The sequence below is a fragment of the Terrimonas ginsenosidimutans genome (genome assembly GCF_022012415.1).
In the GTDB taxonomy this organism is placed as follows: Bacteria; Bacteroidota; Bacteroidia; order Chitinophagales; family Chitinophagaceae; genus Terrimonas_A; species Terrimonas_A ginsenosidimutans.
Map to the genome: position 1 here is coordinate 101,317 of NZ_JAKLTR010000003.1, position 24,189 is coordinate 125,505.

Annotated in this window: 13 protein-coding genes; 9 read left to right on the forward strand and 4 right to left on the reverse strand. The window is 44.1% G+C overall.

Features of this window, described 5'->3' with window-relative positions:
* Positions 1-14: 14 nt before the first annotated feature.
* The 5 genes from LZZ85_RS05575 to LZZ85_RS05595 all read left to right on the forward strand — a co-directional run bounded on the left by LZZ85_RS05575 (position 15) and on the right by LZZ85_RS05595 (position 14,787).
* The gene (locus tag LZZ85_RS05575) at positions 15-836 is read left to right on the forward strand and encodes a hypothetical protein (RefSeq protein ID WP_237869423.1); all 822 of its coding nucleotides are present in this window, start codon (positions 15-17) and stop codon (positions 834-836) included.
* 76 nt (positions 837-912) lie between these two features.
* Positions 913-10,173 (forward strand): RHS repeat-associated core domain-containing protein, encoded by a 9,261-nt coding sequence (locus LZZ85_RS05580; RefSeq protein ID WP_237869425.1) that lies wholly within the window; start codon positions 913-915, stop codon positions 10,171-10,173.
* A gap of 915 nt (positions 10,174-11,088) precedes the next feature.
* Positions 11,089-11,394, forward strand: coding sequence for a hypothetical protein (locus tag LZZ85_RS05585; RefSeq protein ID WP_237869427.1), 306 nt, complete (start codon positions 11,089-11,091; stop codon positions 11,392-11,394).
* A gap of 34 nt (positions 11,395-11,428) precedes the next feature.
* Positions 11,429-12,202: a hypothetical protein gene (locus LZZ85_RS05590; RefSeq protein WP_237869429.1), complete on the forward strand. Its 774-nt coding sequence runs from the start codon at positions 11,429-11,431 to the stop codon at positions 12,200-12,202.
* Between the two features lie 599 nt (positions 12,203-12,801).
* Entirely contained in the window at positions 12,802-14,787 is a 1,986-nt protein-coding gene (locus LZZ85_RS05595; RefSeq protein ID WP_237869431.1) for a hypothetical protein, read from the forward strand.
* 97 nt (positions 14,788-14,884) lie between these two features.
* On the opposite strand, the gene LZZ85_RS05600 is transcribed toward LZZ85_RS05595, so the two are convergent.
* Complete coding sequence (locus LZZ85_RS05600; RefSeq protein WP_237869433.1) at positions 14,885-15,208, reverse strand: LytTR family DNA-binding domain-containing protein; 324 nt, start codon at positions 15,206-15,208, stop codon at positions 14,885-14,887.
* 318 nt (positions 15,209-15,526) lie between these two features.
* On the opposite strand from LZZ85_RS05600, the gene LZZ85_RS05605 reads away from it, so the two are divergent.
* The gene (locus tag LZZ85_RS05605) at positions 15,527-15,673 is read left to right on the forward strand and encodes a hypothetical protein (protein WP_237869435.1); all 147 of its coding nucleotides are present in this window, start codon (positions 15,527-15,529) and stop codon (positions 15,671-15,673) included.
* Positions 15,674-15,683: 10 nt separating this feature from the next.
* Complete coding sequence (locus LZZ85_RS05610; RefSeq protein ID WP_237869437.1) at positions 15,684-16,253, forward strand: hypothetical protein; 570 nt, start codon at positions 15,684-15,686, stop codon at positions 16,251-16,253.
* 274 nt (positions 16,254-16,527) lie between these two features.
* Here the strand turns inward: LZZ85_RS05610 and LZZ85_RS05615 are convergent, their stop codons facing one another.
* Both LZZ85_RS05615 and LZZ85_RS05620 read right to left on the reverse strand, forming a co-directional pair.
* Positions 16,528-17,763 carry a hypothetical protein gene (locus tag LZZ85_RS05615; RefSeq protein WP_237869439.1) on the reverse strand — a complete coding sequence of 412 codons (1,236 nt, stop codon included), beginning with the start codon at positions 17,761-17,763 and terminating at the stop codon, positions 16,528-16,530.
* 223 nt (positions 17,764-17,986) lie between these two features.
* A complete protein-coding gene (locus LZZ85_RS05620) occupies positions 17,987-19,399 on the reverse strand; it encodes a hypothetical protein (protein WP_237869447.1) in 1,413 nt (470 codons plus the stop codon).
* Between the two features lie 852 nt (positions 19,400-20,251).
* Between LZZ85_RS05620 and LZZ85_RS05625 the strand changes: the two genes are divergently transcribed.
* Positions 20,252-20,863 (forward strand): hypothetical protein, encoded by a 612-nt coding sequence (locus LZZ85_RS05625; protein ID WP_237869449.1) that lies wholly within the window; start codon positions 20,252-20,254, stop codon positions 20,861-20,863.
* 51 nt (positions 20,864-20,914) lie between these two features.
* Complete coding sequence (locus LZZ85_RS05630) at positions 20,915-22,984, forward strand: hypothetical protein (RefSeq protein ID WP_237869451.1); 2,070 nt, start codon at positions 20,915-20,917, stop codon at positions 22,982-22,984.
* A gap of 426 nt (positions 22,985-23,410) precedes the next feature.
* Here the strand turns inward: LZZ85_RS05630 and LZZ85_RS05635 are convergent, their stop codons facing one another.
* Complete coding sequence (locus LZZ85_RS05635; RefSeq protein WP_237869453.1) at positions 23,411-24,169, reverse strand: DUF1349 domain-containing protein; 759 nt, start codon at positions 24,167-24,169, stop codon at positions 23,411-23,413.
* Positions 24,170-24,189: the final 20 nt, after the last annotated feature.

Sequence of the window (24,189 nt, forward strand, 5' to 3'; positions counted from 1 at the left end):
TCAACACTCAGAGTATGAAACAGCTTAAGAAAATGATACTGGTGCTGAGTTATTGCCTCGTGGTAAACCTTCTCTATGCACAGAGTTATAATCTTGATACAATTAAGGCCAACCTTTATAAGGTCAATAAAGTATTTGACAGTTCCCGTTATCTCGGTTTTGACCTGAAACTTATATCAGATACCGACACCCTGTTTGGCAAGTTTGAACATGAAGAAGTGTATGCAAACTACATCATCAACAACAAGAATATCTATTACAAAATGGGTGATGTGGAATACGTACAGACTGACTCTTTTGTATTCAATATTGCTGCAAGTGAGAAAATGTTGATGATGACGAAGGATCCCATTGCGTCAAATGCCAGCCTCTTTCCTTTAAAAGAGTTTGTTGATTCGACGATCAAGAATTATCAGGCATATTATACAATTACAATGTCACATGGTGATGGCAACAGAACCATCAATTTCGCAAGTACGTCGTCAGATATGCCCTATACAAATTTTTCTATCACATTTGACAGCATCTCTTACTATCCGCGGCGACTGGAAATGACGATGCTCGGGCAATTCGATTTATCGGAAGTGCCGGATTCTCTGAAAAGCCGTGTAAAAATAAAGCCGATGCACCGGCGGATCACCATGGAGTTTACCAGGTATTACCCGGTCAATGACCTGAGTGTTTTCCAGGATAACAGTTATGTAATATATGATCTGATAAAGAAGCTGTACCGACCAGTGGCGAAATATCGCGGCTACCAGTTCATGACGAATGGGATAGAAGGAGAGAACACTGATCCGGATGCCGAACAGGCTCCGGAGACATCGAATCAATAGCGATGACCGAGCATTGTTTTTTATAAAGATTGACTGTATTCACACAAAGCAATAACCAATGTCATTATTGTCAGGTATGTCATGCATAGTAAGATTGCGTAAAAGTGTATTGATCCTTCTCGGATCGATGGTGACCCTATTTGCCAGCGCAACAACGGACCCCGTTCAGGTTACCGTCTTTTCCGGTAAGGACGGAGAACTGGTACCCAACGCTGTGCGGGAAACGGTGGATATGAAGTTCTATGACCCTTATTGGGGCACACGTATCCCGCATCCTGAAGCTGACATTATTGAAAATGTGATTGCCTTGCGTGTTGATGAACACAGTTCGAAGATCATCCAGGAGAATTTTACGTTCAAAGTTAACTTTAATATCGACTATACCGTGTTGAACGGCCAGACGTATTCAATGGCCAACCAGGAGTTGACAGTTACTTATGTAAAAGGACAGGGAGCGAAATATGATGTGCGTAGCTATATGGTATTCGACAACGCACGTAAAGTGAAGGTCACGATCAATACGGCAGCAATTGTTGGAACGAACACGATCAACGTTGCCGAATTCATCATCATGGAAAACAGGATGACGGTCAAGCGCGATTATACATTTGATCCACTTGCTAAAGCACTGAATATCTCGCACACTGCTCCGCAAACAACTGCAAGCAATGTCAGCGATCAGCTTCCGCTTTCCTGGACTGATGACGAAACGACTGGCCGCACACACTATGATCTTGAATGGGCCTGGGTGGATTACACCGCACTCAGTCGGTTCATGACCTCCGGTAATTTTGATCAGAACCTGATCTTTCCCAACAACTCTACCAGGGTTACGATTGCAGCTACCGATCATTACAACGTTCCCTTGCTTTACGATGGAAATGGTTATCTCTTCTACCGGATCAGACCTGTTCAATACAGTGAAGACGGCGTTACGATCAAGAATGGTGCATGGGCAACATCAACCGCTTCAGCACCTTCACCAGTACCTTTCTTTGAGTACCAAGGTGGATATGAACCTGAACTGAACTGGCAGGCAACTACCACTTACGCCGAAGAAGGAAAACGCAAATCTGTGATCCAATATTTTGACGGAAGTATGCGTAGCCGTCAAACCGTCACAAAAGACAATACCACTGATACCACTATTGTTGCTGAAACATTGTACGATTACCAGGGCCGGCCGGCTATCAATATCCTTCCGGCACCGACGCTTGGCAACATCATGGAGTTTGCCAAAAACTTTAACCGCTTCCAGGCATCCACCTATCAGAAAGATATTTATGACCTGATCCCTTCGGGAGATGAGATCTGTGACGTAAAACCTTCTATCCTTGACAGTGTATCTGGCGCCTCAAAATATTACTCAGCCAATAATGCGCTGGTGAATGAGGGATATCACAAATACATCCCCTCCGCATTTGGTTTCCCTTATACCGAAACAAGGTATACGCCTGACGCAACCGGCCGCATCGCTGCCCAGGGTGGCGTTGGCCCAACCTTTCAACTGAATACAGGAAAGGAAACAAAATATTACTATGGAACGGCTGATCAGAAAGAACTCGACGCACTCTTCGGTACAGAAGTTGGCGAAGCGATGCACTATTCCAAGAACATGGTAACAGATGCGAATGGTCAGTACAGCGTAAGCTATGTTGATATGCATGGTCGCACTATCGCTACTGCATTAGCCGGTACTCCGCCTGCCAATCTCGACGCCCTCCCCAGCTACCAAACAAGATATATGACGAAGAACCTTCTTGCTGAAGGCCGCAATACACGCACAGATCGTGGTATTGTTTCTTCGAATACTATCCTGGTTACAAAGGAAGGACCGCATCAGTTCCACTATGAACTCGGACCGCAAAGCGCCGAGATCCTTGCTTGCAATCCGGCAAACGAAACTGTTTGTTATGACTGTTATTACGATCTCGAGATCCGTATCACCAGTGACTGCATGGATCCGATCGTGATCACACGTAAGAACTTCAACTTTAAATCTACTGATGTCGAATTCACAGGTTATGACATCAGCTGCAGCACTACTCCCGGATCGCTTGTTGTGGATGAAACATATATGCTGAAAGAAGGTGAGTATAACATTGTTAAAACGCTTACGCTTAGCCGTGATGCGCAGAACTGGTATAAGAACAATGTGTTCAATATCCGGAATATCTGCAAAACACTTCAGGACTTCTACAATGAACAATACTCCGTGATGATCTCGCAGAGTGATTGTAACGTGACCTATGATTGCCAATCGTGCCTGGCGAACCTGGGAGAGTATGCAGATTTCAAGGCAAACTTCCTCGCCAGCCAGGGAATTACAGACCCCAATGCAACCGTTGAATATGAAAGAGAGATCCTCGCGTCTTATGCTGAAGCCCTGAAAGTTTGTAAGGATCTTTGTCCTGCTCCCGAGAACAAGCTCGATTTTATGAAGAACATGCTGATGGGAGATCTGATCCCTGAAAGCGGGCAATATGCTCTACTGGATGAAGACCTGAATGAGAATGGCGTGCTGACGGATTTTGTCACTACACCGGAAGGTAAGCGGATTTATGAGATGAACACAAACCGCATCTACAATATCTTCAACACACGTGCACTTTCAACCATCAGACCTTTTACGACGCCAATGAGTATTGATGGTGCTCCATTGACCGGCGGTTATCTTACTAACGAATTACCCGACCAGGATCTTACTCCAAACCCACCATCCGGTGTAACGGATGTCGATTTTAAACAATTCGCTTCATCCTTTAAAGAACATTGGGCTGAATATCTGTTGTATTATCACCCTGAATACCCAAAATATAAATACGCAAAGGACAATCTGACGCACAGCTATAATTTTGATGTGGATGTTGAAGCTATTGAAACATGGGATGCGGCGGCTGCCAATAGCGGATACTATACCAGTGCGTTGTTGAACAATGATCCATTCTTTAAAACAGGAGGACTGGGTGCTTCGAAGATCTACAAAGATCCGTCAGACCCTCAGAATAATGGTAAAACTTACCGGCAGGTAATGTTGGACTACTTAACCGTGAATTATGCGAAATCCAACAAATCCATGTGGCAGCTTGCCTGGATGGCGGTGAATTGCAGGGAAAATGATCCAAGTTGCGGAAACGGAATTCCTGCCACCCCTCCTTACACTAATGCGAATTGCCCTGGTGATCTGAACCTTGTGTGGAGAATGTTCCGTACACTCTTCCTGACGGAAAAAGACCGGATGCTGAACCTGCTCCTCGATGCTGAAACGGTTAACCAGATCAGCTATGACGAGATCAGAAGAAACTATTACGAGCGCCGCTTTGTATCTCCAAAAGATGTTAGCGCGCTTGATCTTGGTACAGCCAATAATATCGCGAATGCGCCAAATCCCGGACAGGCTTCAATCGATCAGACAAGTGCTGAGCTCGCGGCCATCTACGGAGCCACCTGTGATAGCTATATCGAAATGTGGACAAGCAAGCTGGCTGAATGCGATCAACTGAACGCGTTGGCGGCGAACGTTCGCGCAAACATTATCAACGAGATCATGCTGGGCCTCAAATCTGTTTGCGTACGTGGAAGTGATGAAGACCATCCAAACGGATCGTCCACGGTTAAGCCAACAGATACCGGTACTCCATCTTCATTTGAGCAGGTGATCAGGGATGTTTTTCAAAGACATGATATTGATCCAAGTGCCGTGTGTAGTCCGTTTGCGATCAACTATCCGCTGCCTTATGAAAAGCAACCTGCGATTTCCGACGAAGTAATAATTAATACAAAAGACGATTGTCTCTGTTCCAGAATCCAGCAACTGCAGGCAGAGAAATCGCAGATCGGCTATTCAGGTACATTTAGCGAGTTCCTGAAATACCAGCATAACGTGGAAATCAGCCAGACTTTGCTGCAGACACTGATCGATGGATGTTCGTCTACAAGTACCGAAGATTGCAAATTCTATGATCCTCCGATCACAGTTCCGGCGATCTTCTCCTGTGGCACAACACTAAGCAACTGTATTGAATGTCTTGAATATGAAAAACTCAAAAAGGAATTTGTAACAACCTATGCTCCGGGATTTGTGATCAACCCAAGTCCGCAGGAGAATGAAGCGGCATTGAATGCCAACCTTTACTTCCAGCAGTTCATGAATTCGAGAACCGGTCTTGGTAAGAACTGGTTTGACTATCTCGCGTTTGAACAGGCATGTAATGCCTATATGGATAGCTGGAGCTGTGGCCGTCTTGACTCTATCATTACGGCATACAATCAGTCGGTAACAACACCACTGTATGGTGCTGCGTGCCGCAATGCGTTCACCGTTTATTTCAACCAGGCATTTGGAACAGCATACACCTATGCGCAGATCCAGTCTCTCTTTATGAAATATTGCGGCCACCTGCCGGATCTCTGCCAGGTGGAGCTGACCTGCACCGGTTTCAAAAATGTGATCGATAGTTTCTATCACAGGTATGGCACTGGTATCAGGATTGCTGGTAATTGCCAGACATTATTTGCTGCGCATTTCAACGACATGTTTGAAACGGATTACACGTTTGCGCAGCTGCAGCAATTGTATAACGGTCTTTGCGGTGGTGAACTGGATGTTTGCAGCCAGTTTGATTGCAGCAAACTCAAAGCCGTGCTCGATAGCTGGAATAGCTGCCATCGTGCAGATCAGCTTGATCCGGATTGTGAAGGGCAGTGGGCGACCTATTTCAACGGCATGATGTCAACAGGCCTGAGCATACGCCAGATCGATAGCCTGTATGCGGCTTGCGGTTTGCCATTGAATCCTTGTACTCCTCCGGTAACGTGCAAGATGCTGAACAGCCTCCTGTTCTCTTATAATAATATGGGTAATGCAGCTTGCGCTGGTTCAGGTCTTGATTCACTCAGCAGCACTTATTGCACGGATTGTTTTGTATGGTATGTGAATGATAAACTTGGAACAAGCTATAACTACACGCAACTGCAGGCGCTGTACATGACGAATTGCGGAACCAAACTGGATATGTGCGATCAGAGGCTCGACTGCAAAAAACTCACTGATTTTGTAAATGGTTATCTCGCTACGAACCGTAGCTTACCGCCTGCTTCAAATAACTGTGACAGTCTTTTCTCCGCCGCATTCAACCAGCATTTTGGCGACTCGCTGAACTACGCGCAGATCATGGCGCTTTACCAGCAGTATTGCGGTAAACAGCCTGTCATCTGTAAGACAGCGGTGATCATGACTTGCGCTGAAATGACGGATGTGTACCAGGAGTTTGTCCGTCTCTATCCGCAACCATCGAGCTATTTCGGTGCGAATTGCCAAACAGCTTTTGTAAATTATTTCAACCAGTATTTTGGTGATACACTCACCTGGTATGATATCCAGACCTATTACCTTACGCAGTGCGGATCGATCCCGCCGATCTGTACGCCAACGGACAGCTGTACACAGGTGTCTCAATTCCTGAACAGTTACAATGCCCGGTACAGCTCATTCATCCTACCGAAGGAAGTATGTGTCGATCTCTTTACGCGTCAGTATAATAAAGCCTTCACATCAAAAGTGCAGTACAACTGGAAAGATGTGGAAAGATTATACAACAATTGCGGTGTGACGATACCGGTCTGCGACCAGCCGGGTGGCAGCTTTGATGCCACACGGGTGAATAATGCACGGGCAGCCTTCTATGCATATTACGAAGATGCACTTCCGGCAAACCCGGATAAGGTGATGGCCGAATTCTTCAACCAGTATTATGGTACATCGTTCACCGACTATGCGCAGTTGGATCAGTGGGCGAAGGATAACTTCTCTGTCGACCTTCATATGGTTAGCGGCAATGAGCCGGCATTGAAATCGCAGCGCCTGCGTGCGCGCAGTGCTGATCTTCCACCAGCACCGTCAACATTGCCTCCAAGACTTTGCGGTACATCAACCTTGTTCCCGAACATCGTAGTGGTAACTCCAGATCCTTGTGATGATGTAGAGAACATGGCGCTGGTAGCAGCGACGGAGTTGTACAGCAATTATGTACAGCAGCAGTATGACGAGTTTGATAAGAATTACCAGGAGAAGTGTTTGACAGGACCAGTTCAGGAAGTGTTTACCATGAGAAGCCAGCTGGCGGAGTATCATTATACGTTGTATTATTATGATCAGGCGGGTAATTTGGTGAAGACGGTACCGCCGAAAGGAGTGGATGAGTCTCATTTGGGAGAGCCGGCGGTGGATACATGGCATGCGTCGGTGAATGCGGCGAGAATTGCGGGAACGACATTAGCGGTGGAGCATACGATGACGACGAATTATCGGTATAATACGTTGAACCAGGTGGTGGCGCAGGAAAGCCCGGACGGAGGGAAGAGTTTGTTTTGGTATGATGCTTTAGGGCGTTTGGTGCTGAGTCAGAATGCGAAACAGCGGCCGGGTAAGTATAGTTATACGAAATATGATGCACTGGGGCGTATTACGGAAGTGGGTCAATTAACGGGAAGTGATGTGAATCAAGCGTTGACTCAACACTTAGGGGATCTGGCAACATGGTTTACTGGAGTAGATCTTACGCGTGAGCAGATTACAAAAACGGTATATGATGAGCCGTCAGATTTGTCTCCATCTGTGATTGATCAGCGACACATGCGTAACAGGGTGAGCTATGCTTATGTTCAGCCGAATGCATCTTTCAGTAGTAACGGAGTGCCATATCATAACGGAACGTTTTATAGTTATGATATTCATGGAAACGTTGATAAGTTAGTGCAGCATTACAATTTTGGTGTGATGGAATCGAATGCAGGGAATGCATTCAAGAAAATGGAGTATGAATATGACCTGGTCAGCGGGAAGGTAAACAAGGTTTCTTATCAGAAAGGTGTTCCGGATCAGTTCTTCCATCGTTATGAGTACGATGCAGAGAATAAGCTAAAAGAGGTTTATACCAGTCCTGACAATGTGTATTGGGAGCGACAGGCGCGTTATGATTACTATCTGCATGGGCCATTGGCGAGAACTGAATTGGGTGAGTTACGTGTGCAGGGACTTGATTATGCGTATACGTTACAAGGCTGGTTAAAGGGTGTAAACAGCTCTACGATTGGCTCTGGCTGGGATATTGGTGAAGATGGGAAAACGAAAAATCATCCGGCAAAGGATGTCTTCTCTTTCAGTCTTAATTATTTTAATTCCGATTATCTCGCTGTGAATTCGAATAGTTTCCCGTTTGCCGGTGTTAGTAATGGCTTGGTCAATATCTCAGGTGATGCTGTTGAAACGGGAAAAAATCTATTTAATGGGAATATCAATTCGATGATGGTGAATATCCCGACACTTGGAGATAGTAAATTGTATGGATATCGTTATGATCAGTTGAATCGGTTAAAAGCGATGAACAGCTATACCGGCCTTGATGCGACAGTCAACACGTTTTATCCTCTCGCGAGCCAGGATTACAAGGAGCGGATAACTTACGATGCTAACGGGAATATCATGCATTACCTGCGCAATGCTTATACCGCAAATCAACTTGCAATGGATGATCTTTCCTATGACTATAAAACCACAAATAATCAGCTAAGGAAAGTTTCCGATGCAGTTACCTCCACACCGGCCGGCTACAGTGATATTCCGAACGATCAAATAAATGATAACTATGTGTATGATGCAATAGGCAATCTGGTTTGCGATCATCAGGAAGGAATGTTTGATCCAAATGCCCCGGGTAAAGAAATGATCGAGTGGACAGTTTATGGGAAAATTCATAAGACCACAAAAATAAAATCTGGAGTCACCACAGTAATAGAATACAGTTATGATGCTGGGGGGAGTCGTATTGGCAAGTCAGTAAAAGTGGGTACCGGTGCATCAAAGACAACTTGGTATGTTCGAGACGCAACGGGCAATACGATGTCAGTGTACACTGATCAGGATGCTGCAATCAATAGCTCCCGCTTAAGTCAAACAGAGGTATATTTGTTTGGAAGCAGTAGGTTAGGACTTTGGACGCCACTACGAGATGTGGGCATTTCGGATTGGGCTTATTTTGATTACGATTATTTCCCAGGAGTAACCGGAGGCGCTTTGCGCAGCTCTTGGAGACGAGGAAGTCAGGAATATGAGATGAGCAACCACCTTGGAAACGTTCTGGCCACTATAAGTGATAATCGCCTTCCGGAAGAAAGCAACCTGCCTGGAGATGTGGGCTTAATAGGACATTTCTTAGCTGATGTTTTAAGTACAAGAGATTACTACCCGTTTGGAATGATAATGCCGGGACGAACCAATGGTGACTACCGATATGGGTTCAATGGGAAGGAAAACGACAACGAAGTAAAAGGAGAAGGGAATCAACAGGATTACGGAATGCGGATTTATGACCCCAGACTCGGAAAATTTTTAAGTGTTGATCCGTTGGCAAAAAGCTATCCTTGGTATACGCCATATCAATTTGCAGGTAATAAGCCAATCGCTTTTATTGATAGGGATGGGTTAGAGGAAGCTTCGCCAATGGAAAGAAACCAAGCAATTTCTTATTTTGAAAATTCTATAAAGCCATATATCTCAAAATATGCTTCGTCAAGGGCATTCGCAAATATGAACCCCCAATCATTTTTAACACAACTGGGTGAAGCATTGAAGAATCCAAGCTCTTTGAAAGAAAGATATAATGTAGGGAACATGTGTGGAGTGTATGCATTTAGTTATGTATTTGCATTATATAAGCCGTCAGAATTCGCAAGAGGTGCAGCTGATTTGTTCATTACAGGGACTGGTCACGATGTTGGTGGTTTAGATGTTGTTCCGGACAATGGTTTAAAGAATGCGGGAAACAACACCGGCAATTCGCTACCAACTCTAGTCTTTGGAGGCTCAATGAGAAGTCATTACAATCAATTTTTGAATTTTGGAGGCGACGCTAAGAAGTACTTTGGATCAACTAACTCATCGACCATGATAGCTTGGCTAGAGGATCGATTAGGTGTAGAAGTAAAGCAATTTAGTTACGGTCACGAGTACTTTTTAGATGGAATTACTGATAATGATCTAAAGACGTTATCTAATCATGTCAATTCAGGCAAACAAGCTGTCATTAGAATAAATGCTGGACAGTTCCAGAAAGGGTCAAAGGCAACCACTTTCGATCCAGAAGGTGACGCTTCCGGTGGAGATCACTGGGTTGTTTTAAATGGAAAAATGAATATAGATGAGACTAAAAAAACGGTAACGGTTGACGTTTTCGATATACATAGGGGGCTTGAGCCAAGAACTTTTTCGACGAAAGTTTTCAAGGATATGATAAATCACGTTTTGATGATATCGCAAAAAGATGAAAAAAAAGAGTAAAGTGATGAAAATTAGAAAGTTATTATTTTACACTAATGCAGCCGTGGAATGGCTGATTAGAATATTTATGAGTATCGTAATGATCCTGTGTGGAATATTAAATCAAACAGCCTCTTTCCCTCTGATAATTTTGATTTTTTGTGTGATCGCTTTTTGGTTCTATGTTAGTGGATTGAAGATTTTCTCATTGGCGGTTCTTATTTTCAGTTTAATTGTATGCTTGCTGCATTAGTTAATCAAAAATATATAGCTGGGATTAGCTTAAAGGCAGTGGAAAGCGTCGCGTATGAAATTTGGGGAGTCGAAGGGGAAGTACTGACAGCAAATGAAATGGCAAATTATTGGGCTATAACTCGGAAGATGGACCCCGACCAACAAAGCTTTGGATTAAAACAATTCGGCTATTGGGCAGTTTGTTTTAAGGAAGAGCACTATCGAATATAGCAATAAGGCGACCGCTAGTATGATAATTTAGAAGATATAGTGGAATAAATAAACAGCGATGGAAATGTACCCTTTCGTGGTAGGCTGTAGAACACTACCAAATTTAAGGGGTATGAGTTGTTATTGACTGCGCATCGGCTGCGCAAAAGTCGTCCCTTGAGACAGAGTGTTATAACGGTAGCATAAAGGTATATTGATGTGATTATAAATACAGATGGTGTATCATTGTTCCATCATGATCTATTTGTATCAACAAGTGACCTGTATCTAATTACATAGCCTGCCGCAAAAAACTATGCAGAGTTCCACGAGTATGGCATGGCTATTCGTTTGATATCGTATTTGTAAATCAATATTCGTCCTTCTGCTTACTAATTCGCCTTCATTGATCAATTGAAGATATCAATGCAATCCATCCCTGTTGTCCGTAGTCTTCCCTACCAATAACGAACTCCTCAACAGTCAAGCGTTATGCGTATGTCTCCGACTAACATCGGCTTTGCAAAAGCCGTCCATTCTCAAGTAAGATACTGTATCAGGATAAAGAAGCCAAAAGCCGCTGATCACCCAGCGGCTTTGCATTATAGGTCGTCAATATTTTGGGAGTTCATTTTGAAGCGATTTTTTATAGTCCATTCGCCGCTTCTTATTGATCCTGAAAGTGTCGCAAACGCAAGATTTGCTGCAAAGGCAAATACCAGTGCTAAATATTATAAACCGGATATTATTTTCCATAAATTTAAAGAACAAGAAAAAAGGAAGAAAAACCAGCAGTAAAGGATACAGTCGAGGGAAACAAAAAAGCAAACTAATGAACAAATATCTTCAAGTGGTAGCTGCTCTTATCGTTATCATAACATTTCCGGCCTGTCAGTTGGATGAGGTCCCGAAGAAGGCTACGCTTGGAAAGAAGCCGATAGTTGATACAGCGGCGGTTGTTTCATCGGATGTATTGCAGATTTCTGTGTTTTCAACCAACAACTTGAAAATTCACGAAGTCAAGCGCTCGTCTATTCAATCGGGTGTATTTGATGGCCTTAGTAAAACGTGCTTTGAGTACATGACAACAATACACTCAAGAGGATGCTTTTTTAGTAAGGCCGGAGAATTTGTTGGCGACAGGAACTTTATTTCATTTGGAGAACAGCAATTCTTTTTTAATAAAATCTTTAATCGTTTTGACACAAATAGTGACCGCCAAAGTTCGCCCGAGGTTTCGAAGGTTATTGAGATTGAAACAAAAGCTAAAAAAAAGTATATCGCCGTCTTTTGCAAAGACATGAACTACAATTCCTATTATTGGAATGAGATGTTGTTTTTATTTTCTATCGGGAATGATAAAGTCAAAAGAGCCTTTTATTTGGATGACACCATGTTTATAACGCCTAAAGTTTTTGGAGATTATAATGATGACGGAATTCTTGATTACATCAAATTTTCAAAAGGAATTGATTCGATATTTTGTTACCAAATTACAGATGCTGGAATAAGTAAATTAGATGATCGCTTTATTGAAGTTGAAACGTTAGATGGAATTGGCCAGGCGTTTAAAGTACGGAAAGTGTCCCCATCCTGGATGCATTGATGTGTCGATATTTTTTACTTTGGGCGGCTCGAAATTGTTGTTAGTTATCTTTTCCGGTATATTGATATATGCCGCATTATTTTGGGGTCATTATTTTTTTAAACGCACCAAATCACAGTAAAAATCTCAACATAAAAAGAGGGAGGAGAATAATCTACGTAATAGCACTGGGTTTTTTGAAATTAATTACCCCGGTTGTCCGTAATCTACCCGGCCAATAATGAACGCTACAATAGTCAAGCGTTATGCGTATGTCGCCGACTACGCATCGGCTTTGCAAAAGCCGTCCTTCCTCAGACAAAATACTGTATCAGGATAAAGAAGCCAAAAGCCGCTGATCACCCAGCGGCTTTGCATTATAGGTCGTCAATATTTTGGAAGTTCATTTTTGAAGAGATTTTTTAATAGTCCATTTGCCGCTCCATATTTACCCTGCGAAAGTACCGCAAACGCAAGATTTGCTGCAAAGGGGAATACAAACTTCCCCAAACGAAAATCATATCGCTCTTCCAACTACGGCTAAACCCCTATTTGTTTTTCTCTCAAAATAATTCACCTTTATCATTCTCTTCAAACCATCACCACCATCCCATCAAACCATGCAAAAAACCATCCTGATCCTGGGTTGCTTTTTTCTCTTGTCAACCACCCACGCCCAATTCACCTACAAAATCAAAGCCGACTCGGTCAAAATCACGAACGACTCGTGCACGGCCGAACTCATCCTCGAGAACAGCACCAAGAGCGTCAACGGCTTTCTATACAACAAAGGCAACGGCCGCACAGAATTCCGCAAAGGGCTTATCAAACTCAATGACACGTCATATATAATCGGAGCAGACACCCTCCGCTTCAGAGATCACGGCACTGGTTACATTCTCAATCGTAACAACGTTGCGCAAACCAACTCCGGTTTCTGGGTTACGCAAAACAGCCAGATCGATGGCAGGCTATCTATCAACCCTCCGGTCAGTGTGCCTTCAGGATATCAACTGGTAGTTGGCGGTAATTCCATCACGTATGGTAATGCACGCGCAAGAAGATTACAACTGGTAGAATCTCCGTATGAGGGCCAAGACTACAGCGCCGTAAATTACGGCCCTTCATTAAATGCAATAGCTACGTTAAATATCACCAACGGCTTAACCGGTTCTCCGCATATACTATTACAAGGCAACGGCGGAGCAGGCGGTGCGGTCTCTCATCCCATGGTTTTCTTTGGTGATAATCAAAAAGCGTATGCCGCAGTGCAGGGTATAACTCGTGGAGGCTGGGGCATTGCTCAACCTTTCGGAGATCTCGCCTTTCACACCGCACCAGACAGCAGTGTATTTGCTTTGCTTGAACGAATGCGTTTAACCAGTAAAGGGAATCTTGCAGTAGGGACACTCAATGATCAGGGGTTTAGAATTAACGTGGTTGGCGGCGATATTGCTGTTGGAGGTATCCGCATAGGACATGGTAATGGTAACAACATGGAGAATGTGGCGATAGGAGAGGAAGCGTTGAAGGTGAACGGGACTGGAAACTATCTTACTGCGATTGGCAGATATACGCTGACCAGCAATACAACAGGTCAGTACAATACAGCTATTGGCCCATTTGTATTGAGAAAGAATACTACTGGCTATGGCAATACCGCTATCGCATACATGGCTATGGAGGAAAATATCAGCGGAACAAATAACACCGCTGTAGGATCTCAAACTTTGCGATATAATACTTCCGGTCAGTTCAATTCTGCGTTTGGGGCCAATGCTCTTCGTTTAAATACAACTGGTGAGGATAATACGGGGCTTGGCATGTATGCCTTGCAGAATAATACAACGGGCAGTTATAATACAGCCGTGGGGTTATATGCCATGAATTCGAATACCACCGGAACTTTCAATACAGCTATCGGCAGAACTGCATTAAACAATAATATATCAGGGAATACTAATGCTGCTTTGGGCCAGTCTTCTTTAGGCGCACTTACAACAGGTGATCTCAATATCGGTATTGGTTACCAGGCGGGACTTCAGCAGACAAGCGGCAACGGCAATATATTTATCGGCACATCTACTACTTCACCAGCTTCCGCAACAGCTTCCAATCAACTCAACATCGGTAACTGGATCTATGGCCAATCAGGAAAGATCGGTATCAACACTACATCTCCCACTGCCCGTCTCACCATCGCCGCAGGTACAGACGTCGGTCAAACAGCTCCATTGAAATTCACCGCAGGCACCAACCTTGCCACACCAGAAAACGGAGCAGTAGAATACAACGGCACCAACTATTTCGTTACCAGCGATGACACGCGTTATACTCTCGCAAAAACATTAACCAACACCGGCTCTCTTAACTTCCCATCAACCGCTGCAAACTCCAGCTCCGATCTCACCATTACCATCAACGGCGCTGCCGATGGTGATGCAGTCAGCCTTGGTGTGCCATCCGCAGCTGTTCAAACCAATAGCAATTACACCGCCTGGGTAAGCGCGGCAAATACCATCACGATCCGGTTTACGAATAATGATGGAAGTACGGCGAAAGATCCTGCTACAGGAACATTCCGGGTGACAGTCCTCAAATACTGACACGAATGAATCACGAATGGCCGCGAATGAACACGAATGCTCTCTGAAAGCGGGATGTCTTCGCGTTCATTCGCGGCCATTCGTGATTCATTCGCGTCTAGTCGATTATTGTCAATTTATTGATCAGATCCTGATAATACTTATTTCCAATCGGCAGTTCTTCTCCCTCAACTTCTACCGTATCATTGGAGATTTTTTTGATGTAGTGGATCGAGACGGCATAGCTCCGATGGATCTGGATGAACATACCAGGAGGGAATTTTTTTAAAGCTGTGACCAGGCTCACCTGCACCTCATCGCAGGTTTTGTCGTAGTACACGATCCTCGTGTAGTTGCCACGTGTGTCGAGAAACATTACATTTTCAGCATCGATGCAGAGCAGCTTTTTGTTTTGCCAAACGAAGAAAGGTGTTGATACCATTGGATAAGGTTTGATGTGTGAATTGAAATATATGGAGGTTGTTTTTGTTGATTCGAATTGCCTGAAATTGACTGGTGTTGGGCCCCTCTAAATCCAAGGCATCTTCTCACTCTCTTCCCCCTCTTTCCCTCCTCTTTGCCTCCTCCAAAACCGAGGCCGTTCATAGGGCCACGGGTAACCATTCGAGGATGCAAAGAGGAGAAATGCAAATTCGTCACACCCAAAAACGAAATTCGTCACATCCAATAATACTTGCCGTCATTTTTCGGAAACAATCCGTGGTGTGCTGTTCTATTTTTGTTCTATCAAACGCAGACGATGGAGTTTTCTTCGCAGGGCTACCGGGAAGCGAAGACCCGGAAATCCTATCCGCTGTTTGTGATATGGTCAACATACAGTCAGATGAATGACGATTCGTCTGACTGCATGGAGATCATTGGTAAACATTTTTATTCATCATTTTAAATTTAATCAAATGGCTAATTCAACCAATAGCATCATCACCGGGAAATTCAGAGGAATGCTCGGTAAAGAAGTCGTATTCCGTGAATGGGACGGAAAAACAATCGTGGCCAAAGCGCCGAGACCGAGAAAGGGTTCACCGACCCCGGAACAAATAGAGCAACAGGACCGGTTCCTGATCGCATCCAAATACGCGAAAGCTGTAACGGACAATCCTGATCAGGCAATGGCCGAAGCATACGCCACAGCGTTGCGACCGCGTCAGAACGTGTACAGCCGAGCCCTGGAAGATTGCCTCAAGGCGCCGGTCGTAAAAAAGATCAGCACCAATCTTTACACAGGTAATGCGGGTGATAAGATCACCATCCGTGCTGTCGATGACTACCGTGTCGTAACGGTATGGGTACAGATCTTTGCAGCCAATGGTTCCTTACTGGAACGTGGTGCAGCTGTGCAGAACACGAACGGTCTCGACTGGTCTTATACTACCACGCAAGCAAACAATTCGCTTGCAGGTACGAAGATCATCGCTCTTGCAACCGATGTGCCCGGTAATGAGGGCAGCCTGGAAGTGATCGTGTAAAGCTTCGTTCGAAGGTGCATCACCTGGTGCACCTTCTCTTTTTAGATGAACCAGCTGATCCTTTTGTAATGACGATCACAATGATTTCCTTACCGTCTTACCGCCTCACCCGTTTATTTTTACCGGTAAAGGCGGTAAGACGGTAAGGATTTTTTATAGCCAAACTATCGGTATATAATACAACAATAACTTCGTTTACACAGTTTGCATTCGCGTTCATTCGCGGCCATTCGTGTCTCATTCGTGTCTCGCGGCCATTCGTGTTTCATTCGCGTTAATATTTAGTCACCGCCACCCTGAAACTTCCGCTCGTGGGATTAATACTACCAGAAGAATAATTATTAAACCGCACCGTCACCGTATTTGCAGTACTTACCCATGCTTCAAAAGAACTGTTCGCATTGCGTGATGCATTCGGAATGCCGATACTCACCGCATCGCCGTCACCTACGCCGTTTACAGTAATCGTGAGATCGGAAGAGGTTTGGGCAGCGGTATTGCCGAAGTCGAGCGTGGCGGTCGCTGTTAATGTTTTGGCGAGTGTATATCTTGTAGAACCACTGGTGGCGTAATAATTGGTACCATCAAATTCTATAGCGCCTGCTTCCGGTGTGGTGAGGTTGGTGCCGGCGGTGAGTTTGATAGGCGCCGTATTGGCCGTCGCTGTTCCCGCTTGCACGTGGAGCATGGCAGAAGAGCTGAAATCTCCGATAGATACCTTGCCATCTTTATTAACAGTGAATACAGGCTTCTCCCAAACAGCTCCTGGCAATGTATGTATGTTCTGGCTGATCTGGAACAGGTGCGCTACCTGGTTCTGTGCGCCAAATACACGTAAGGCGCGCTTAGATGAATCCTGTGTCATAGCGGTTGGACAATCGGCTGTTACACCGATCGCCATGCTCTTGTTATTAACGCTCGGTACGGTCAGGAACAAACCTGTATATCCTCCCGGTCCATAGAGATCCAATTTACCGGTGCCCAGTGCCGACTTAAACAGGATGGCGGGATAGTATGAATTATTATCGCCCTCCAGGTAAATGGTTGGATTGGTGCCTCCCAAATGAAGTGGTTGAACAGGAGCAGTAGTGCCAATTCCCACGAACCCATTATGCCAGTTAAATCTCATCCGCTCTATATTGTTCGTACGGATGGCCACTACTCTGTTGTCCGTTGTTCCAAAAAAGTCATTGGCATTAGTGATACCTGTATTGCCGCCAAGTTTCCAGTCACGCGATGATCCGGAAGAAAGTTTCAGTGAGTCACCGCCAATAATATAGGTGGTATCGTTCACGCGGACCATTGCCGCTCTGAATTCTGTCCGTCCGTTTCCTTTATTATATAAAAATCCTTTTACAATTTTTGTGCTGTTCTCCAGGATCAATTCTGCTGTACAGGAGTCATTGGTGATGAGTACACTGTCTGCTTTTATTTTGTAAGTGAATTGCGCATTTGATTCATGACTGAGGATGACACAGCAGGATACAGCCAGCAAAAAGATCTTTAACATGATAAGGTGGTTTAAGCTTATAGAATGGTTGGTCACCTTAAATTAAAACTTTTACAAACCTGTTGTTATACCGGCCGCTCTTTTAATGGTTAATTTTTGGAGGAATAAGAGTTTACTTTTAGATAAGATCACATGGAAATAAAAGACAATTCTGTTGGGTTGATGTGCGATATTCCTACATCGGTAACCGTATATCGAAAGCGATTACCAGTCGGTATTCTTACTAGTTCTTTGTAACTACTATTTTGAAACTTCCACTGGCAGGATTGACAGCAGCGGCTCCGAAATTATTGAACCGCACAGTAACGGTATTGGCTGCGCTTATCCATGCCATGTATGATCCGTTACCTGTTACTGATGAGCCCGGGATGCCAAGGCTTACTGCATCGCCATCTGCGGCGCCCGAAACTGTAACAGTCAGATCAGTGTAGCTCTGCGCACCGGTGCTTGCGAAATCAAGCGTCGCCGTGGCCGCTAATGTTTTTGACAGTGTGTATCGGGTGTTGCCTGAGGTTACGTAGTAATTGGTTCCATCATATTCTACAGCGCCATTTTGAGGGATTGTAAGGCTTACGCCGGCAGCTAACTTCAGCGGGGCCACGGTGTCATTGCCCTTACCTATATTGAGATAGGCGACAGCAGGCGATTGCAGGATGCCTGCATTGTCTCCCATCCATGTGGTGCCATAGACTTGGAATGTGTGAATATGATCATCATCATAACCACCGATGCGGACACGGTTTTGCGGAAACAGTTGAAGGACCCTATGGCCTGAAAAGAACCTCGAATTGTTGAACTCCAGGGCTCCGGAAGTGTTTCGTTTGCCAAATCCCCAGGTGCCGTTAATACCGGCAAATCCAATTCCGGCAATCTCTGTTGCACCTTCCTGTTCCAGCCGGATCACATTGTTACCACCGTTATTGGTAAACACCCCTGCATGATTATTCGTTTTATCTGCGCTTGCATTAACCGCATATCCATAAATGGCATAGGAATAACTGCTGGTGTGAGTGCTGTACACATCAAAACGACCGGCATTAGTATGAAAAACATCTCCGGTCGCTTTGCTGTATATCCCTATGTTGGATGTGTAAGCACCAGTGCTCGCGGCATGTTCATTGGCAAAATAACCTGCATATGTAATCTGGTCGGCATTACTGTTCGTTCCATTCAATTCAACACTTAATAATTTCTGGGTACTGCTCGTTGCGGCGGATGTGTTTGCCCGAAGCCTTAATCCTGTTCCTCCTGCCAGTGTATTCCATTGCCAATCCTGCTGATAGCTTCCGTTATCTATTGTATTTACTTTGGTTGCGGCAAGTAAAGAAGAGATCGGGATGGCAGATGATCCGCCACCATTCAGTCTGATGGCTGCCGCAATATTCAAGGTATCATTCCCAAAAAGATAAAGACTGTCATTAAGCTTTAGCATCGCTTTGCGGAACTCTGTCCGGCCATTTCCATAGTTATACAAGATTCCTTTTACTGCTTTTGTGCTGTTTTCCAGTATCAACTCTGCGGTGCAGGAGTCATTGGTGATCTTTACGCTGTCGGCTTTGATCTTGTAGGTATACTGTGCCTGCGAGATGTTTTGTAAAAACAGTATCGCAAACAGCATGAAAATCTGTCTGAGCATGGGATGGTGGTTTAAGTTCTGGAGTTCGTGGTGTTAAAATAAAACTTTTAGAAACTGCATGTTGTAAGAAAAACTAATTTAAGGGTTAATTTTTTGTATATTAAGGGTTTTCTTTTAGATGAAGTATTGTGGCATAAGCGATGAAAGTTGTGCCATTAAAAGGACAGCTGGGTATTTTTTCAAACTGTTCGCAATGACTAATTCTGAAGTGCATGAGTCATTGGTGACCTCAATATTGACTCCTTTAGCTGGTAAACAAATTGTCCTTTAGATAGAATAGCTATGATAATACAAGGAGTTCTGTTTTGAATGAATAGAAGTTTTTTAAGCTATTTTTGTCTATTCTCATCTTATCCTGTTAAGTGTTTATCTTTTTTGATTAAGAGTATTCGCTTAAATACATTGGATCGTATAAATAAATATTCTTTATTTATTCCTCTGGATGAGTTTTCAAATAAAGAATTAGTTATTTTTCATTGATGATACAGGGAATATCCTGCCGTATAGTTTAAGCATCCTACCCATAACTAAGGTTTGTTTTTTTCCGGATTACCAGGAGGTGTCAAGCAAATCTTTCGATCCACTAAACCTTCATTATAAACCACCAAACTCCAGTATATGATCATCTTCAAAAGGATTATGCCTAGCCCTGCCATAATAATAGTTTAAGCAACCCCCAATAGTTTAATTATAAGACCGAGGCCGTGTTATTTATCAAGATGATATTAACGTGGAGTCTTGTAATGTGTGTAGTTCAGGTCCCGTCAGGTATGATACTGTAGGGATGTTGAGTTTTCAATGTGCGACCTAAAATATTGGCGAGATCTTTCTAAAAATATCAAAACGATAATTATGATCAGATTCATCTTCCTTTTGCTGCTTGCAGGAGTTTCTTCTTCCTGCTATTCTCAATTCACCTATAAGATCAAAGCCGACAGCGTAAAAGTCACCAACGATTCGTGTTCCGCTGAGCTGATCATTGAGAACAGTACAAAAAATGTAAACGGTTTTCTGTACAATAAAGGCAATGGCCGGACGGAGTTCCGTGGTTTTCCCGTGTATGGAGACACGAGCGCCAATGCGGGCAACTATTCCGGTAAACTATTGCTTGACACCACAGGCTCGGACGCCGGGGTATACCTGTATTACAACAATGCATGGCATGCGTTCAATTCCGGAGGCGGTTCCTCTTTACCGGGCGTACAAAATATCAGTGCCTCGGGTGCTGTTGCTAACCCTTCTTCCGGGGAAGACCTTGTAAAAGTAAATGCGGCGGGAGCTGCAGTGGCGTTGACACTTCCATCTGGTTCTACCGGTAAAACATTGGTTATAAAAAAAATGGATACATCTGCCAATGCTGTTTCTTTTAGCACCCAGGAAGGGCCCATGTCCATTACTACACAATATGCCGGTGTGGTGTTAAGAAATGACGGCACAAACTGGATGCTGATCCAGATCTTTTGATAAAATAATTTCTGTTAATACAGGCTGACTGAAGCAAAAGTTTGATTCCAAATGAAAAAAAATCTTTTTATATTTTTACTTTTCACTTCTTTTGAAGCTTTTACCCAAACGCCAAAACTCCTTGGTGAAGCGGGACGAAGAACTGATATAACCAGCCTTACATTTCTTGAGAACCGGAATGCTTTAGTAGGGTACTCCGCTGCTCTGAGAAGACTTTCGCTGGATAGTATTTCATCTCTTGGAGTGGCTTCCTATGGAAATAGTGTATCGGGTAACTATGCGGTATCGTTTAATGAAGTAATGAGGACGATGTTTGATTTCAGAATGCTGACCTATCCTTCGTCCTTTAATGGTGGCGTAGCTGATTTTCATTTTAACGGGAAAGCGAGATATGCAGATTCGGCTGTTATACAGAGCCGGCTGGCAGGAAGTCCCGGGGTGGATTTTACATACATTGCCTCAGGGGATCATTTCATATTGGATGCCAACGATTCGATCGGCGGTTCTACGGGGCAGCAGCGCGGCTACGATGTCTTTAAAGCGATCTTTGCAAAAACTCCGACAGGGGGTAATGTGATTGTTAAGGTCTTTGACCTGCTGGCAGACACATTGATCCGATCTCAATCAATAAATCTTTACAGTGATACTATTGCACCCGCTAAAATAGAGTTTTCCGGCCTCCCTGATTTTCTTCGCCTGCGTTTTTCTGTCGTGTGCACAAGCGGTGAAGCGGTTGGGATCAAGCTGGCTTTTATTACGGCCAAAGGTTTGACGCCTTTACAACTTGGCAGAGGTGGAAGTACTTTGTCGCAGAATCTTTACGCAAACCGCTCGATCCTGAAGTTCCTGTTGGATGAATTCAATATTAAGTTGATCATGGTTTCCGCGAAAGAAGAAAACGCGACGCTGAGCTTACCTGCCCTGGCGGATACCCTCAAACAATTTCCCCTGATATCGAAACTGATCATAGGTTCTGCACCTGATGCAGGATCTACGGCAAACCAACTCGCCAATAACAAGCTATTTCGGGAGATGGCATTGAAAAATGATTTTGCTTATTGTGATGCGTATACTTTATTTGGAGGATATAGTTATTTGTCGGCCCTGGGACTTCAGGGAGATGGCACGCATCCGAGGGCAATTGTAAATGATATTGTCGCACGTGAAGTGATCACCACAATGGGTTGGTCTATCTACGGCAGCCGCCTACGGCTGAATATTGATAACACCGATGAGATTGTTTCCAGACATGTAAAGACTTCTCAGCTATATATCCAGACACACGGTAGCGGAAGTTTTGAGCAGCGAAAACGTTTGTTCGCCACTTCGTCCGGCGGGGGCGCTCCCATGAAAATAAACCTTTTCAACATTAATCATCTATACTTTGATTCTCTTAACACCGGAGTGGGAATCGGTGCCTATGGAACGCAGGGTGTAGCTGTTCTCGATAATAAACTCATGCGTGCAGGCAGGTTTGTAGTGAGTGATGAGAGCCTTGTCAGTTTTTTTGGCGGGGTGAATATCGGACGCAGTATGGTAGTGAATTATAATTCCGGCGATTACAATCTAAATGTTAAAGGAACAACAGACGGGCAGCTCCTTTTTGCAAAAGCTTCGACCAATTCGGTCGGTATCGGTACGCAATTCCCTTCGGAGAAACTTCATGTGAACGGCAACTTTATTTCACAGGCGCCTGCTTATACATCGGGTGGTTATTCCCGTTTGGTCAGACACAATAGTTCCGGCCGTTATGAAACTTTACCCGAAACCATCTATAGTGGAACCGTCACAACCAGCAATGCGACTGCCGTCAACTTTAGTGTGGCCACCGGTAGTGAAGAAGTTGGCACTATTGAAGTTACCCTTTCCGGAAAAGAACAGGGAGCTGGTGGTGGGGGAATTACCGGAAAGAAGATAGTTCGGTATAAAAATGTATCGGGTTCGGTTTCACTTGGTGCGGTCACCAGTATTTTGCCGGATGAAGAGGATATGACCGGTACACCGGTTTGGACCATAACGTCGACCGGAACAAATATTCAGATACGTGTTACTGGAGTTGCTGCAACCAATATTGTCTGGAATTTTCAATACCAGATCAATAGATCCGTCTATACACCATGAAGTATCAAAACTGCTGACACCATTTTTATGATCAAATAAAAAGCCCCGTATAAAACGGGGCAATGAGTTCCAGCGCTCGTTAAACGGATTCTCATGGGGCTGGACGGTTTTCAGTGGAATAGGATCTTGCGATGCCATGGAGCAGCATGCCGTCTTCCATAACATTGTTGACGCTGCAAAATTACATCAGTGAAATGTTTTAGTTTGTAGGGCATATTATGATCCTGACGTAGTTTTTCTATGACAGGAACAAAGAGCGCTGCATCATGCGGGTATCGGCTGCTGTCATGTTCCGTCTCCCCCTTAAACGATCAATGAATACACAACCTTTCTTTCTATAATATAAAACGGTCTGTGAGAATTACAGACCGTTACGGGTAGAATGATATGATGGAAACGCTTTAAATAGCTGATTGATAAAGATGATCATTCGCCCATTCTAAAATCTCTCACACTCGTTTGCGTCAGCTTCATATCATTGAAATATGCAAACGAACCAGTATCTACCGGGCATTGCGCACTGATGCCCGTCCAGAGCTCTGCACCATAGTCATTACGGTACAATCTTGCTAGGTGCCAGGTTTTATTATCCAGTGAATAGTAGCTGCCGATCGTCTGGCCGTCAGAGGAGATCTTCATATACACAAAGGGCTGCGTGATCTTGTCGTGGTTGTTATCGTCAGAAGTGGTCATTGTCCGTACGGAAACGACCCGGCGATCACCTCTTTCATCCTGTTCAAAACAAAATTTCTGGTAGTGATTATCGTTCTTATAGATATATAAAACGCCAGCGTTATAAAGTCCGGTCTTTGTAAAACCTGGTGTTACTTTCGTTGTGAGTGTAAATGGTTTTGTGTTGTCGATTTTTGTCAGCAGTACAGGTGCGGTATTGTTGGATAATTTACCGTCCGGATCATTAAAATAATCTTTCTTTTCGCCTACAGAGAACCTGATGCCGTTTTCCTTTTCATCCCGGATCAACGTATCTGCTCCGTTGATCGTTTTAGTAAAATGGATCTCATGTAATGTGATATCGCATGGTGTGCCGTTCTCTTTTCCTGAGATTTGAAGCGGGGTTTCTTTGGCGGGGCTTTTACTTTCAGGCTGTTCTTTTTTTTCTGGGGAGTTACATCCGCAACTGAGTATAACGCCTGCGGCGATCGCTGGTAAAATGAATTGTTTCATTGGCTTTTTTAAATGTTATG